Origin of the sequence: Streptomyces sp. NPDC057939 (assembly GCF_042887545.1) — a bacterium.
In the GTDB taxonomy this organism is placed as follows: domain Bacteria; phylum Actinomycetota; class Actinomycetes; order Streptomycetales; family Streptomycetaceae; genus Streptomyces.
This window is the reverse complement of the sequence record NZ_JBHVPG010000003.1, coordinates 218,076-232,219: the sequence shown is the minus strand read 5'-3', so window position 1 is coordinate 232,219 and position 14,144 is coordinate 218,076. Positions and strand designations below refer to the sequence as shown.

The following is a 14,144-nucleotide window of genomic DNA, read 5'->3' as shown; positions in this document are numbered from 1 at the left end:
CCGGTGATCAGCTTCATCGCGTTCCGATCCCAGCCACCACTGGCGGGAACGGTGTAACCGACGTTGAACTCACCAAAGCCGCCGTCGGCCTTCGCCAAGGAACTGTAGAAGCCGACGGAACCATTGGCGTGGTGGTAGACCATCGCCGCGTCGGAGCGGCCGTCACCGTTCACGTCACGCTGTGCGACGGAACGTCGTACCGTCTCCTCGATCCAACCGCCGAGGTCGTCGGCACGTGCCGAAACGGCGCCGGTGCGGGACTCCGCGGGGGCCGTGCCGAGGCAACCTCCCTGCCAGGAACGGCTGTTGACGCCGACCAGCTCGCCGGCGGCGTTCAGCAGCGGACCGCCGGTGTCGCCCTTGCAGATGGCGTCGGTGCCCTTGCCCGTGATGGTCAGGGTGGTGGCGTTGGAGGTGTTGAGGGTGAACGCGCCGGTGTGGGTCTTGCCGGGTGCCCACTCGGTCCTCGTCCGCCCGAACCCCACGGCGGTCAGGTCGGCACCGGCCGCCGGGGCGGCGCCTGCCTGCTTGATGCGCGCGGTCCCGCCGGCGGGAGTGGCGAGGCGGGCCAGGACGACGTCCCGGTCGGTGCGGGGGACGAGCTCGGAGACGTCGACGCGCCGGCCGTCGCCCAGGGTCACGGTGGTCTTGAGCGCCGGCGCACCGGCCGGCACCGCGGTACCGGGCGTCGCGGCGAAGCAGCCGGCCGCGGTGAGGACCCAGGAGTCGTCGACGATGGAGCCGGTACATCCGCGGCCGTTCGCCTCGTCGCCGATGTTCAGCTTGACGACGGAGGCGTGCCGGCCGGCCGCCGCCTCCGGGCCGGAGACGGCTTGGGCGGAACCGGCGGGAACGATGCCCGCGGCGACCGCGGTGGCGATGACGAGCAGGCCCGATATCCGCGCGGTGCGCGGACGGAATGCAGACATGAGCGGTTTCCTTCAGGAACGGGATTGGGTGAGGTATGCGTACGCGTCGAAGTTCGGCTGCGCCATGTGCCGTGCGCCGTGCGCCGTAGACCGTGGGCCGTAGGCCGGCGCCGGTCACCTGGGGGCGCCGGCGCCGGTCACTGGATCCGAGTCCTGGTGACCGGCGCCGTCCGGCTCATCGTCGCGCCGGTGTCACGGGTGTGGTCGGCGCCGGGTTGCGAGGGTGGGTCAGCCGTTCCAGGTACCGGTGAGGGCGAGGTGACCGGGGGCGCCCGGCAGGCCCGGGGTGGGGACGGTGGTGGCGGGGGCCCAGGTGCGGTCGGTGTGGCGCGTGGTGTGCAGGAGCTTCCCGTCGGCGGTGGTGACGGCCACTTGGACCTCACCGGCGATGTTGGCGGTGGCCACGGACTTGGCGGTGACCGTGCCGAGGATGGACTTGATCTCGGTCAGCGGGCTCCAGGTGCCGTTGAAGTTGCGTACGGCGTGGTACTGGCGGGTGCCGTTGTCGGTGGCGATGACGATGTGGGTCTCGTCTCCGGCGCCGATCGTGCTGAGGGAGGTGATGGGACCGGTGGCGCCGGCGGCGCCGGCCACGTCGCCCCAGTTGAGCCAGTTGCCGTTGGTCTGGCGGATGGTGTGGTACGCCTTGCCGCCGCTGAGGGTGGTGACCTGGAGTTCACCGCGGACGACGGCGGTGGCCGCGCCGGTCACGTTGGCGACCTTGCCGGTGGTGATGTCCTTGAAGGGCGTCCAGTGGCCGGTGGCGTTGCGAACGGTGTGCAGGGCCTTGCCGTCGGCGACGGCGACGACGTGGAGGTCCCAGCCGATGTTCGTCGCGGTGACGCTGGTGAGGTTGCCCAGGGTGCCGGCGACCTCGAAGACGTTGCCGAAGGTGGCCCAGGTGCCGTCCTGCTTGCGGATGGTGTGGAACAGCTTGCTGTCGTTGCTGACGGCCAGGACGTGGGTGTCGCCGTTCATACCGACGGCCGCCGAGTTGCGAAGCCCGCCGGGGACCGCGCCGGTCCGGCTCTGGACGTCGTTGAAGCCGGTCCAGGAACCGTCGTTGCCGCGGGTGGCCTGGTAGAGGCCGCTGCCGGATTGCACCAGGGCCTGGGTCTTCCAGCCGGGGGTCTGCGGCAGGATTTCCTGCTGCATCCAGCCCCGGAGGTCGTCCGCCCGTGCGGCGATCGCGTTGGTGCGGGTTTCGCCGGCGGGGGTCCCCAGGCATCCTCCCTGCCAGGAACGGCTGTTGATGCCGGCCAGTTCGCCCTTGCCGTTGACGAGCGGCCCCCCGGCATCGCCCTGGCAGATCGCGTCGGTGCCCTTGGCCGTCAGGGCCAGCGTCGTCGCATCGGCGGAAGAGACACCGAACGCGGCGGTGTGCACCTTGTCCTGCACCCACTCCGTTTTGGTCCGGCCGAAGCCTGCCGCCGACACGGCGGCGTTCACGGCGGGCTGCGCGGCGGCGAGCTTGATGGGGGCGATGCCGGTGACGGGGGCGGACAGCCTCGCGAGGACCACGTCCCGGTCACCGCGAGGAACGATGCTCACCACGTCGAGCGTGGTCGTACCGATCCTCGCGGTGGCCTTCAGCTCCGGCTTGCCCGCGGCAACCGACGCTCCGGGCGTCTTCGCGAAGCAGCTCACCGCGCTCAGGACCCAGCTCTCGTCGACGAGGACCGCCGAGCAGGCCCGGCCGTTGGACTCGTCCCCGATGGTCAGCCGGGCGGTGTGGGTGTAGGTTCCGGCGGCGGCGGGAGTGCCGGCCGCGGCCAGAGCCGTACCTGCGGGAATGAGCGCGGTGGCGCTTGCGATGGTCATGGCCGTGGCCGACCACATCGTGCGCGGACGTATGCGGGACATGGTTTTCCTTCGAGGTTCCGAGAACTGTGGCAGATGGCTGGGGCGCCGGTCGGGCGACCGAGGGCGGGCACGGGTGGCGCCCGGATCGCGATCTCGCCGGGGGGCGGCGCGGGTTACTTGGTGACGCGGATCTCGACCAGGACGTGGTCCCGACCGTCCACGGACTCGCCGACGCCTTCCCAGGTCTTCGCCGGGATGTTGTACTCGACGCGGTCGTTCTCGGCGGTCATCGCGAGGTGGGTGTTGCCGGAATCGTCGGTCCGCACTCCGTGCACCGACTTGAGTTCCAGGGTCAGGAAGCCCTCATCGCCGATGACCTTGAAACACACGTCCGCCCGGTCACGGGCCAGGAACTTGAGGAGGTTCTCCTCGCTCCGGCAGTCGGCGAGCACGATGTGGCCGTCGCCCCGCTTGAGGACGATGCCCTGCTCGGCCAGCACCTTGTCGGCGTTCGGGTAGTTGTAGTCCTCGATGGCGTATCCCGGTCCCGTTTCGGCGACAGGTCCAGCGGTGACGTCGGACGGCTGGCCACCCCCGGCCGTCACGGCCCAGGCCAGTACACCGGCCGCGGCGGCGGTTCCAAGAATGCGCTTCCATGCGTTGCGTGACTTCATGACAGTCCTAGCTGTAGGTATTGATCAGGGGTTGATGCCGCAGGGGCGGCGGCGCGCCGCACGGGCGGCGCCGCCACCTCGGCGAGTTCCGGAGAGGGCGGCCCGTCAGGGGCGGGACGCCGTGTGGGCCTTGGGCCCGCTCCCGTTCGTCAGGCCGTTCGTCAGGCCGTTCGTCAGCCCGTGCGTCAAGCCGCACGTCAGGCCGTTCGTCACGGCTTCAAGATGACGTCGAACTCGATGACCTGGGTCTTGGGCGACATCGGACCGGAATCACCGACGATCTTGTCGATGAGCGCACCCACGCTGTTGCTCCACCAGTCCGTGTATCCGATGACCGGGGGGTGGGTCGCGGACTCGATGTCCGACTCGTTGTACGCGGTGTACCGCCAGACGACGGAGCCGTCCGCGTTCTTGCGGGTGGGGGTCATCCGGACCTGGTGCGAGCCCAGGAACGTGTACGCGAGGTTTCCCGTGAGGCCGGCCGTGGAGAGCGTCCCGTAGTCCTTGAGGTACTTCCCCGCGCCGTCGAAGCCGCCGAGCGAGTAGTCGTACAGATAGGAGCGGCCGAGTTCGAAGTTCCCGTTCCGCGTACGGTCGGCGAAGAAGGCGAGGGCCTTCTGCGTGTGCTCGTGCTCACGGTAGACGCGGGTGAGTTCGTCGTTCGGGCCGAAGCACTGCGACCGGGGCCCCTTTCCGGTGAGCCAATCCACGCCCAGTTCCCACGGATTGGTGTTGTTGCTGGACTCGATGGGCGTGCCGAACGGCGTCAGGCAGCTCTCGGCGCCTTCGGGGAGGCCGTTCTTGCCGGGGACGATGGGGACCTTCGAGTTGTCCAGGGCCTTCTGGATCGCCTCGCGCATCGCGGCCTCGATGACGAGGTGCTTGGCCTCCGACGCGGCCTGGGAGGCCGCGCCGGCGCTCGCCCCGGCCGCGAGCGAGGCCTTGCGGGCCGCGGCGGCCGAGGCCGCGGCGTCGGAGGCGTAGGAAGCGGCCTCGGTGGCGGACCGTACGGCGCGGGTCGCCGCGCTCCGGGCCACGCTGCTCGCCCTGCGCGCCGCCACGGCCGCCTGACGCGCGGTCTCGGCGGAGCGTGCCGCGGAGGCGGCGGAGGCCTCGGCGGACGCCGCGTTCTTGCGCGCCTCCTCGGCGGACAGTTTCGCGGCCGCGGCGTAACCCTTGGCACGGTCGGCCCACTCGACCGCCTTGGCGGCCGCGTCACGTGCGAGGGCTGCCGCCTCGGAGGCCCGTGCCGCGTTCTCCTGCGCCTCCTGGGCCACCTTGGCGGCGCCCGCGATCATCGCCCGGATCGCGCTGATGTGCGTGGCGTGGTCGTGATCGATCCGCGCGAACTCGTGCTGCGTGGTGCCGATGAACCGGCGCAGCATGTGGGTGTCGCCCTCGAGCGCGATCTTGGCGGCCGCCTTGACGTAGGGACCTCCGTTCGCCAGGAGGGTGGTCGCCTTCACGCGGTCGTCCTCGCGGACGGCCGCGGCACGCTCGACGTGCAGGAAGACGTGCAGGGCCTGGGCGGTGCCCTTCTCCAGCGCGGCCACGGCCGCACGGCGCTCGGCCGGGCCGGTGTTGTCGTCGGCCAGGATCGTCGTGGCCTCGACCCGGTTGTCGTCCTTGGCCGCCTCAAGTGCTCCGTTCTCGAGGAACGTCCGCACCTTCGTGGGGTCCTCGGTCCTGAGCACGGCCACAGCCGCCAGGGCCACGTTCTTGGTCGAGATCGCGGCCATGGCCGCGACGTTCTCGACGTTGTCCTGCCGCAGGGCGATCAGCCGGTCGGCGTCGATCCAGTGGACGACGTCCTCGTCCGAGCCGGCCAGCGCGAACTCCGCGGCCTGATGGGTCCACGTTCCCGCCCGCCCGATGAGCTGGATCGCCGCCTTGCGTCCGGCCACCACGGCGTCCGCGGTCCGGCCGGCCTTCAGGGCCGACTCCGCCGAGCCGATGAGCGCGAGCAGTTCCTGCGACAGGCGCGCTTCCTGGGTCCGCTCCCGGTTGTACCGTTCGAGCTGATTCGTTTCGGCGCTCGCCTCCAGCCGCGCCCGCTCGATCGCCTCGGCGGTCTCCTCGGCCAGTCGGGCGGTTTCCGCCTCACGGGCCGTCTGTTCGACCGCACGCGCCTTGTCGACGGCGTCGGCAGCCTTGTTCGCCGCCTCGACGGCCGCGTTGGCGGCTGCCGTCGACCGGTTGGCGTAGTCGACCGCCTGGCCCGCGTGGTTCGCCGCCTCCATCGCGGCCGCTGCCGCCTTCTCCGCGTGATCGGCGGCACTGTTGGCCGCGTCCCGCGCCGCACGGGCGGCGGTCGCCGCCTGCCCTGCCAAGGTCCGCGACTTGGCCGCGGCCCGCGTCGCCCTGCCCGCGGCGGCCTCGGCCACGGCGGCCTCCCGCTGCGCCACGGCGGCCTCGGACTGCGCGGCGCCGGAGGCCACGGCCGCGTCGGCCGAAGCCCGAGCCGCGGCGGCGGCGTTGAGGGCCGAGCCGGCGGCGGCCGCACCCGCGGCGTCCGCCGCTTCGGCGGACTTGGCCGCGAGATCGGCCTTCTCCGCCACGGCGCGGACGAACTTGACCATGGCCGTGGCGGCCTGCGCCGCCGCTCGGGCCGCGTCCGCCATCGCCGCGTCCTTGGAAGCCCCGATCGCGGCCTGGTACGCCCGGGTCGCCGCCCGTCCCGCCGACGCGGCCGCTGCCGCGGCGGCGTGCGCTGCCGCCACCGAACGCTGCGCGGCGGCCTGCGCCGTCCGCGACGCCGACACCGCGGTCGACGCGGCTGCCGCCGCACCCCGGGCCGCCTGCGCCGCCTTGTTCGCGGCCCTCGCCGAACGCTGGACGTCCTGATTGGCGGCCTCGGCCTCGGCCTTGGCCTCCAGCGCCGCCTCCTTCGCCTTCTCGGCGGCCTTCACGGCCTGCTGGGACAGCTCGACGGCCTCGTCGGTCTTCCGGCCGGCGCGCTGCCCCTCCGCCTCCACGACCTTGACCAGCTGCTGGATCGTCGCGGTCTCCTCGTCACGGGCACGGGCGATGTACTGGCCCGTTTCGAGGAACCACCGGATCGCCCTCGGCGTCCCGTCGTCCAGTGCCCGCTGCGCGTACACCCTCACCTGTGGTGACGCCGTCACGAGGATCGACGTCACCTGCACCCGGTCGTCCTCCTCGTGGGCGGTGAACTGTCCGCCGCTGAGGAAGGCGCGCAACGCGAAGTCCGAATCGGCCTCCAGCGCGGCGGACGCGTCACGCTTCACCGCACGACCACCGCGGGCCATGACCGTGGTCACGGCCACCTTCAGGTCCTCGCGCACCGCGCCCTGGAACCCGCCCTTGAGGAAGGCCTCGACCGCCGCCGTGCCCCCCGACAGCGCCGCTCCGATGCCTTCGCGAGTCGCCTTGCCCGCCATGACCAGGGACTGCGTGAGGGTGAACCTGTTGTCCTCGGCCCGGGCGGCGGCCAGCTTCTCGTCGAGGAACGCCTTCACGTCCGCCGTGCTGCCCACCAGGGCGGCGGCGGCAGCGGTGCGGACGGCTCGGCCGCCCGTCCGGTACGCCCAGACGACCTTGCCGCGGTCGGTGTCCGGCAGGCCGGACCCCTCGGGCACCGCGGCGGACCCGACCGGACCCGCGGCGTACGCGGACCGGCTGAGCACCGTGCAGTTGGACAACGCACAACCGGCCGCCACCCCGGCGAAGGCGGTGAGTATCTGACGTCTGTTGAGCTGTCGTGAACGTGATGCCATCACGACTCCCTTCTCTTGCGCTGATCCCGACCAGGACGTGCTCCCGGCCTGACGGGCTGTCATGGTCGGTGGTCCGCACCGGGTGTGCCGTTCGGACTCGGTGAACACGACCGCGATGCCGTGTTCTCCGGTGACGCCGACCGGGTTCGCGTTTCGCTCCCCGGCGGCGATCACCACTCTCGGCGCACCGCGGGGGTGGGCGGAAGGGAAACCGGCCGGCCGAAAGGGGCCCTGACCCGTTCCGGCCTGGGCAAACGCCCTCCGGCGCTCCCCCTCCCACTCCGCGGCGCATCCGGAACCCGGGCGCCATCCCCGCCATCGGAGGCCTGCGGTACGGCACGTTCCGCAGGCCGCTCCACGCAGCGAAGTACCTGTCGGATCCCGACCACCGGGGGCGAATTGCCGGGCAGGACAACTGGTCAGGGCAGCTGGACAGGGCAGCTGGACAGGGCAGCTGGACAGGGGCGAGTCCTTGGACGCCCGGCCCTGCGTCGCCGGCTCCGTTGCGCCGGCGAAGGCAGGTTCACCTGACGCCGGCCGGAGCGGGTGGGCAGCTCGGGCTGAGGGGCGATTCGGGCGGGTGGGCAGCTCCGGCTGAGGGGCCGGCCACAGCGGGTGTAGGGGCCCACGCTCCCGGCTCGACGTGGAGCAGGACGGATCGCGGTGGCACGGATCCATGCGGGGATCCCCTGCGGAACGTCGTCCTGGAGCCTGTCCCGGTCCGGGACCGGGACGACCACACCGAGCAGGTTGGCGGCGACCACCGTCCCCTGCCGGAACGGGGCACCGGCCTGCTGGAGCGCATGGAACTGCTGGAGGAGCAGAAGGAACCGCTGATCAGGACGCCCCCGGCCGCCCCGCCTCGGCGGCTGGAACCCGTACGCCTGCCCCGAGGCCAGGGGCGGGTCCGGTCCGGCGGGCGCCGACGTCCGGTCAGGGCTGGTCGGCTTTGGTCAGGGTGCGTCGGGCGGTACGGCGACGATGCGGCCGTCCACGCACCGCGTCACCAACAGCGGTTCCCCGCCGGGTGCCCGGGCGGCGTGGAGCTGGAGTTCGCGTCGGGCCGTCCGACTCCAGCCGCCGACGGTGGCCGCCCAGTGCGGGTGGGCGTCGATCCGCAGGCCGGTACGCAGCAGTTCCGCGCGCATCGCGCGGCCGTCGGGCGGCGGGGAGGCCGCCAGCCGGTTGAACAGTCGTGTCCAGTGTTGCTGGAGCGCGACCAGGTCGTCCGGGAAGCCGGCGTTCGACGGTCTCGGACCGTCCCGACCGGTGCTCACGCCGCGGTACCCCAGCCACGGGCCCGTGCCCGGCGGCGCAGGTCCGCCCCGCCGGCCCGGGAACGCCCCGGGGCCGACCAGTACGGGTGGGCGTGGATGCGGCAGGAAAGGCTGATCAGCCGCCGCCGCAGGACGGCCGTACCGGAGCCGGGAGGTGTACGGGCGAGGGCGCTGTAGGTCGTCAGCCAGGCCGCCTGGAGGGACAGCAGATCGTCGGGGAAGCGGAGCGGGTCCATCCACCCAGTGAAACATGTGTTCGAATTATTGAGCCACACGCGAGGACCCGTTGCGGACGGGGGACGTGGGTGTGGGCGGGCTCGGCGTCGCAGTCGGCCGCTGAGCGCCGTAGCTGACCGGCCTGCCCGACCATCCGCCCGAGAGGTGCTGGGGGGGGTGTCTCGTCGCGCCGAAAAGGATTGTCACGAAGGCCGGACATCGTCGATGATCACCTCATGACGACCAGAAAGGGCCATGCCGTCTAGGCGCCCCGCTCACCTCTCCCCCGCTCTCCTCACCGCCGCCACCGCCGCTCGCGCGCCGCCGACCGCCGCTCACCGCAGCGTCCGATGGCAGTACCCGACGGCAGTGACCGCCCACCCAGGAGAGCCCGCCCGTGCAGAAGACCGCCCTCGTCCCCCACCTCCACCTTCCCCGAGCGCACCACGACCGCCACGTCCTGACCAGTACCGTCGATGTCTTCGGCACCGCCCACTGGCTGCTTGCCGAACGAGCCCCGCAGCCCCGCGGCGACGTACCGCCCGTCGACGCCCTGGTCGTCTCGGTCGATCCCGACGGCGACGTGGAACTCACCGAGCTGAGCGGCGTGCGGGGCCGCCGGCCGTACCTGGACCGCCTGCCCGACGGCGGGTTCGTCGTCGCCGTGTCTCGCACCCGCCGGTACGAGGAAGCGAAGCAGGTCCAGGTCTTCGACGTGCTCGGCCGCGAGACCTCGTCCTTCTCCGTCGGGGACGCCATCGAGCACCTGCTCGTGGACGAAGCCGGCCACATCTGGGTCGGGCACTTCGACGAAAACCCGGTCGGGATCCGCCGCTGGAGCGCCACGGGCCGGCTCGTCTGGACGTCGGACGGCGCCCGCATCCCCGGTCTCTTCGACTGCTACGCCCTGAACGTGTCGGGCACCACCGCCTGGGCGTGCCCGTACACGGACTTCCCGCTCGTCGAGATACGACCCGACCGCCCCGACCGGCCCGTCACCGTGTGGACGAACGGCATACGGGGCGCCCACGCGGTGGCCGTCCACGGCGATCGGGTCGCCTTCTACGGCGGCTACGGCGAGGAGGGGGACCGACTCGCCCACGGCAGGCTCACCGAAACATCGGTCGAGCCGAGGGACGTCGGCCTGCTCACCCTGCCCGATGGCTCCGCCCCCGGCCGCCGGCGGATCGTCGGCCGAGGAAGCAGGATCTACGTCCAGGCCGAGCCGTTCACCGCGTGGGGCGTGTTCGACCTCAGCAGCTGCAGCTGATGCCAAGCACAGGGAAGACCGATCGAGCCGCTGGCCGACCATCCGACGGCCCGTTCCGCGAGGAGTTTGCCGCGGCGGCGCCCAGGAACGGCGCGTCCTCCCGGATCCCGGAGCCGCCCCGCACCCCGAAGGCAGTCGCCATCGAGGTACGGGACCAGAACCACCCAAGGCAACGTTCGACGCCCGGACCTGCGGCTCAGGGCTAAGGCGTGGGCTCAGGGCATGCTGGTGAGTGGCCAGAGATTCGGAGCGCTGCGTCGGATCGCCGCGCGTATGTGGACCATGGCCAGCACGGCACTCATGTCGGTCTTGCCCACGGTGTACCGGACGTGATCCTTGCAGAACCAGAGCGCGTTCTCGGGTTGCCCCTCACGATCGGTTGGTGGCCGTATCGCACGGAAACGCACGAGGGTGAAACTCTCGTAGTCCTGGTCATTGTGGGACGCGGTGCAGATCGGAACTGCGCAATACGGAGGCATCACGGCTGGTCAACTCCACTCCCCCGAAAGAACCTTGATCGCAATCCTATGTTGGGACGGTCACACGCCTGCCCACCCCGTCTCGGTTTCGACGTGGTCATTCGACCGAGGCATTCGCAGGCGCGCCGACTAGCCCGCAGTTGCGCTCTCGGCATGGCGTGCCCGCACGGCGGCGATCACCCGCTGACGTGCCAACCGCCGGGCCTGCTTGAGCTTCGCGTCTGCCAACAGGAGGGGCGCGAACCAGATCCAACCCCACACGCTGTAGGAGACGGTCCCGCTCAGCACCAGCGCCTTGTTGGTGACGAGGACCAACACGAGGGCGGCCCCGTACGCGACCGCCCGATGGCGGACCATGAGCCGGAGCGGGGCTCGCCAGGGGCCGGCCAGCAATTCCAGTGCGGCCGCCACCTCGGCGGCTCGCAGGTCCTCCGGATGCGCGGGCGCCCGTACACCTTGCTGCAAGGCCTCGGCGACCTCGATGCCGTGGGACGCCTGAGTCGCACGCTCGGCCCGCGCGGTTGTCGTCCTCTGCCGCACGTCCTGCCAGTAGCCGCGCCCGGCCCAGCCGAGCGCGTCCTCGACCCTGGCCGCCTCGGGCGACCCCGCCGGAGCCAGCACCGCGATCCTCTCCTTCAGCAGGACCGCGCGATTGCTGCGCCCGGGGTGTTCCCAGCTGTCGGCCCGCAGGCACAGCTCCAGGTAGGAGACGAGCAGGCCGAGGTCGTCCGGCCATTGTGCGAGCCCGGTCTCGTAGGCGGTCTCCGCCTCGGCATCGTGGTCGTCCTCGTCCTCCGCGGCGTGTGCGAGACCGAGCCATCGATAGAGCACCGGATCGGGCCCGAGTTCGTCCAAGCCGGACTTGGCCGCCTCGCGAACCGTCGAGAACCCACCCACCGCGAAGAGTTCCTCGCAGCGGTCCGCGTAGTCGTCGTGTGTCATTTCCCCGCCCGCCCCGGTCGATCGCCCAGTCGATCGCCAAAGCCACCATCTGTTACACGAAATCGCAGGTCAAGGCCCACATTCCGCCATCGCCGGACTTCATCGGCCGGGTGAACGGCGCCGTCGGCCCGGAGCACCCGCCTCCGGAGAACTTCCCCCACCGGCAACACGGTTGGTGCAGTCGTCGCCGACCACCCCCCGAAGCGTCCTCCAACCAAAGGCACACACCCCTCAAGACCTTCGCAACAGCACCGTCCGTCCTGGTCAGGGGCTCGGTCCCGGTCGGCGTCGTTGACTGAGGTCATCTCCCGGCGGGGTGTGTGCGGGCGGACCCAACCAGACCGGTGGGTACATGTCCGCCTGACTCAAAGGCCGTTGGTCACCCACACCGAATTAACCTTAAGGTTGACATGCGAGTTAACCCTAAGGTTAAGTTCAGTGTCGAGATGGATCGAGGCAGTGGGAGGAGCCCTACAACATGGCCGAGTCACAGATCCCGTCATGGGAGTCCGCCGTGGCAAGCGAGGAAACGCGCCAGGCGTGGCAGCGCACCAGCTCCGCGAATCGCCGCGCCGCGGCCCTCAGCCGCGGGGTCGAGGAGTTGGGGAGTCAACAGGAGGTCGCCCGAACCCTGGGGGTGAGCGCTGCGGCGGTCAGCAAAGCACTCGGTCAGGCACGCCAGAGGAGCGCCGGCGAGGTGCCGCCCGCCGACTTCATGGAGCTCGACCTACCTCGTACGGCGGGGCACGTACTGACCCTTGAACAATGGCGGGCCCTGCCCGCCGACCGGCAGGCGGCCGCGGCCGAAGCTGCCGCGCTTCGGTGGGGCGCCATCGCGACGGCCACGCAGCGGCTCGCGGCGCAGTTGAAGGAAGCCGGGGCCTACCTGTACGAACGGACGCCGTACGACCCGGAGAACAAGACCGTCGAGCAAGAAGAAGCCGTCCAGAGCGACGAGGCGGACAGGGCGGTCAAGGCCGGTGAGAAGCCGGCGCCCGCCCTGATCGGGCCCGACGATCTGCGCGTCGACCCGCTCCCACTGGCGACCGTCTACCTCGACCTCGGCGAAGCCATGCGCGCGCGGACCCTGGAGGCAATCGGCTCCGAAAGGTTCTGGAGCAGCCTCGCCCACCATGCCCCCGCCTCCGACTGACCCCGACGCCCCTGTCGGACAACCCGCTCGGGGAGCCGGTCCGCACCGGCGTGACCCCGACGAGTACTCACAGAGGAAGCACGCCGGGGAAGGCGCCGTGGTCGGCGTGCGGCGAGGTGAGGGCGAGCCAGCCGTGGCCCCGGGTCCCGGTCCCTGAGCCGACCGTGTCCGGGTCGACCGAGAGGTGACCACAAGCGGTGCGCGCACCGGCGGTTCCCGCGTTGGGCGGAGCATCGTCGTACTCCGCATCGAAGTCGGGGTCGTCGACCGCGAGGGTCTCCCAGGGGAGCGGGTCGCCCTCCCATTCGGGGTCGCTCTCGGCGGCGTACTGCCGGATCACGTGACCTTGCTCGGCGACGAACCACACGTCGGAGCCACCGTGGTCGTCGAGGAAGAAGAGCTGCGCCCGGTCACAGTGCCGGCTGACGCGCTCGACGGTCTCGACCATGTCCTCCCAGCCGTTTCCGACGAGGTGGGCGTACGAGCCGAAGACGAGGCGCCAGCCGTCCAGTTCCGGGGTGATGAAAACGCGGCCCACGGCCTGGACGGCGCCGTCGCCGCCGGGAGCGGGCACCTGGATGTCCTGGCCCTCCACCGCCTTGACGCCGGCGGTGCACGTGATGGGTCGCCGGTGGTGGAGGTCCAGTGCGTCGAAGAGGCCTTCGTACGAGGCTCCCGGCACGGCCAGCCACCATCCGAAGAGCTGGTGCGACGGTGCGCTCGGGGTTTCGCCCGCGATCTTCACCCGGATCAGGCGCTCGATCGTCGCACGGTCGCGGGCATCGAGCCCGTCGATGCCGCCGCCCGCGACGAGCACGGCCATCGCGCCCCGGCGGGTCCGCAGTGACGCGGCCGGGTCCCGGCGCAGGGCGCGCAACCTGGTGCGGTACGCCTCGTGGGTCAGGCAGGCGTAGTCGTCGGCCTTGTAGGGGGCGGTGCGGCGGCCCGCGTAGCACGCCAACAGGGCACGCAGCCCGGCGTCGGATTCCGTCCGCAGCCTGACGAGTCCCGCGAAGCCGTTGCCCGCCGCGCCGCGAGCGGGATCGGTGGCCAGCTCCGCGTACCGGTCGGCGCACCGCTCGTCGAACGAGCCGAGCAGGCGACCCACCGCCCAGTCCTTGATGTGGCCGCGCCGCCAGGCCGCGAGCACGGCGTCGAAGGCGGGCGGCCCGATCAGGGTCAGGATCCGTATGACGGGCTGGAGCGTGGCGGTCGACCGGGCGTCGGCGACGCTTGCCAGCAGCGCGGGCACCACATCGTCGGCGCGCTCCGTGAGGAGCGCGAGGACGGCCTCGGCCCGGGCCCTTTCGTCAGTGTCACGGTCGGCACCGCCGGCGTCGACGCCGACGCCGACGCCGACGCCGGCGGTGGCGGTGGCGGTGGCGGTGGCGGTGGCGGTGGCGGTGGCGGTGGCGGTGGCGGTGGCGGTGGCGGTGGCGGTGGCGGTGGCGTCGATCGGATCCACGAGGTCACGGATACGGCGGAAGTGTCCCGAAGCGCCAGGTACCTCCGGTGCGTCCACGGTGTCCAAGGCGCCGCGTTCGCGCAGCGTGCGGAGGTCGTCGAGAAGAGATTCGATCTTCATGCCGCGCACGCTATCCGGCCCCGCTGACAGGGCAACGGCACACTCGGCCGCACCGTCGCACGGCCCTCCGACCACCACA

Annotated in this window: 10 protein-coding genes; 2 read left to right on the top strand and 8 right to left on the bottom strand. The window is 71.6% G+C overall.

Annotation, left to right across the window (positions count from 1 at the left end; all coding sequences use genetic code 11):
• From ACFVS6_RS05370 to ACFVS6_RS05345, 6 genes are all read right to left on the bottom strand, one after another.
• Window positions 1-929 (bottom strand): trypsin-like serine protease (locus ACFVS6_RS05370; RefSeq protein WP_389700825.1); only part of this gene is annotated, 929 nt, incomplete at its 3' end.
• A 228-nt stretch (window positions 930-1,157) separates the two neighbouring features.
• On the bottom strand, window positions 1,158-2,792 hold the full coding sequence (locus ACFVS6_RS05365; protein ID WP_389700824.1) for a trypsin-like serine protease: 1,635 nt from the start codon (window positions 2,790-2,792) through the stop codon (window positions 1,158-1,160).
• Between the two features lie 113 nt (window positions 2,793-2,905).
• Window positions 2,906-3,406: a hypothetical protein gene (locus ACFVS6_RS05360; protein WP_389700822.1), complete on the bottom strand. Its 501-nt coding sequence runs from the start codon at window positions 3,404-3,406 to the stop codon at window positions 2,906-2,908.
• Between the two features lie 209 nt (window positions 3,407-3,615).
• Complete coding sequence (locus ACFVS6_RS05355) at window positions 3,616-7,143, bottom strand: hypothetical protein (RefSeq protein WP_389700820.1); 3,528 nt, start codon at window positions 7,141-7,143, stop codon at window positions 3,616-3,618.
• Window positions 7,144-8,096: 953 nt separating this feature from the next.
• A complete protein-coding gene (locus ACFVS6_RS05350) occupies window positions 8,097-8,420 on the bottom strand; it encodes a hypothetical protein (protein ID WP_389700819.1) in 324 nt (107 codons plus the stop codon).
• The gene (locus ACFVS6_RS05345; protein ID WP_389700817.1) at window positions 8,417-8,656 is read right to left on the bottom strand and encodes a hypothetical protein; all 240 of its coding nucleotides are present in this window, start codon (window positions 8,654-8,656) and stop codon (window positions 8,417-8,419) included. The genes ACFVS6_RS05350 and ACFVS6_RS05345 overlap by 4 nt, the downstream gene beginning before the upstream one ends.
• Window positions 8,657-9,033: 377 nt before the next feature.
• On the opposite strand from ACFVS6_RS05345, the gene ACFVS6_RS05340 reads away from it, so the two are divergent.
• The gene (locus tag ACFVS6_RS05340) at window positions 9,034-9,906 is read left to right on the top strand and encodes a hypothetical protein (RefSeq protein ID WP_389700816.1); all 873 of its coding nucleotides are present in this window, start codon (window positions 9,034-9,036) and stop codon (window positions 9,904-9,906) included.
• A 608-nt stretch (window positions 9,907-10,514) separates the two neighbouring features.
• Here ACFVS6_RS05340 and ACFVS6_RS05335 read toward each other — a convergent pair.
• Window positions 10,515-11,327, bottom strand: a complete 813-nt coding sequence (locus ACFVS6_RS05335) for a hypothetical protein (RefSeq protein WP_389700814.1) — start codon at window positions 11,325-11,327, stop codon at window positions 10,515-10,517.
• A gap of 478 nt (window positions 11,328-11,805) precedes the next feature.
• Here ACFVS6_RS05335 and ACFVS6_RS05330 point away from each other — a divergent pair, with 478 nt between their 5' ends.
• Window positions 11,806-12,480, top strand: a complete 675-nt coding sequence (locus ACFVS6_RS05330; protein WP_389700813.1) for a hypothetical protein — start codon at window positions 11,806-11,808, stop codon at window positions 12,478-12,480.
• Window positions 12,481-12,547: 67 nt separating this feature from the next.
• Here ACFVS6_RS05330 and ACFVS6_RS05325 read toward each other — a convergent pair whose 3' ends face one another.
• Window positions 12,548-14,065 carry a hypothetical protein gene (locus ACFVS6_RS05325; RefSeq protein WP_389700812.1) on the bottom strand — a complete coding sequence of 506 codons (1,518 nt, stop codon included), beginning with the start codon at window positions 14,063-14,065 and terminating at the stop codon, window positions 12,548-12,550.
• Window positions 14,066-14,144: the final 79 nt, after the last annotated feature.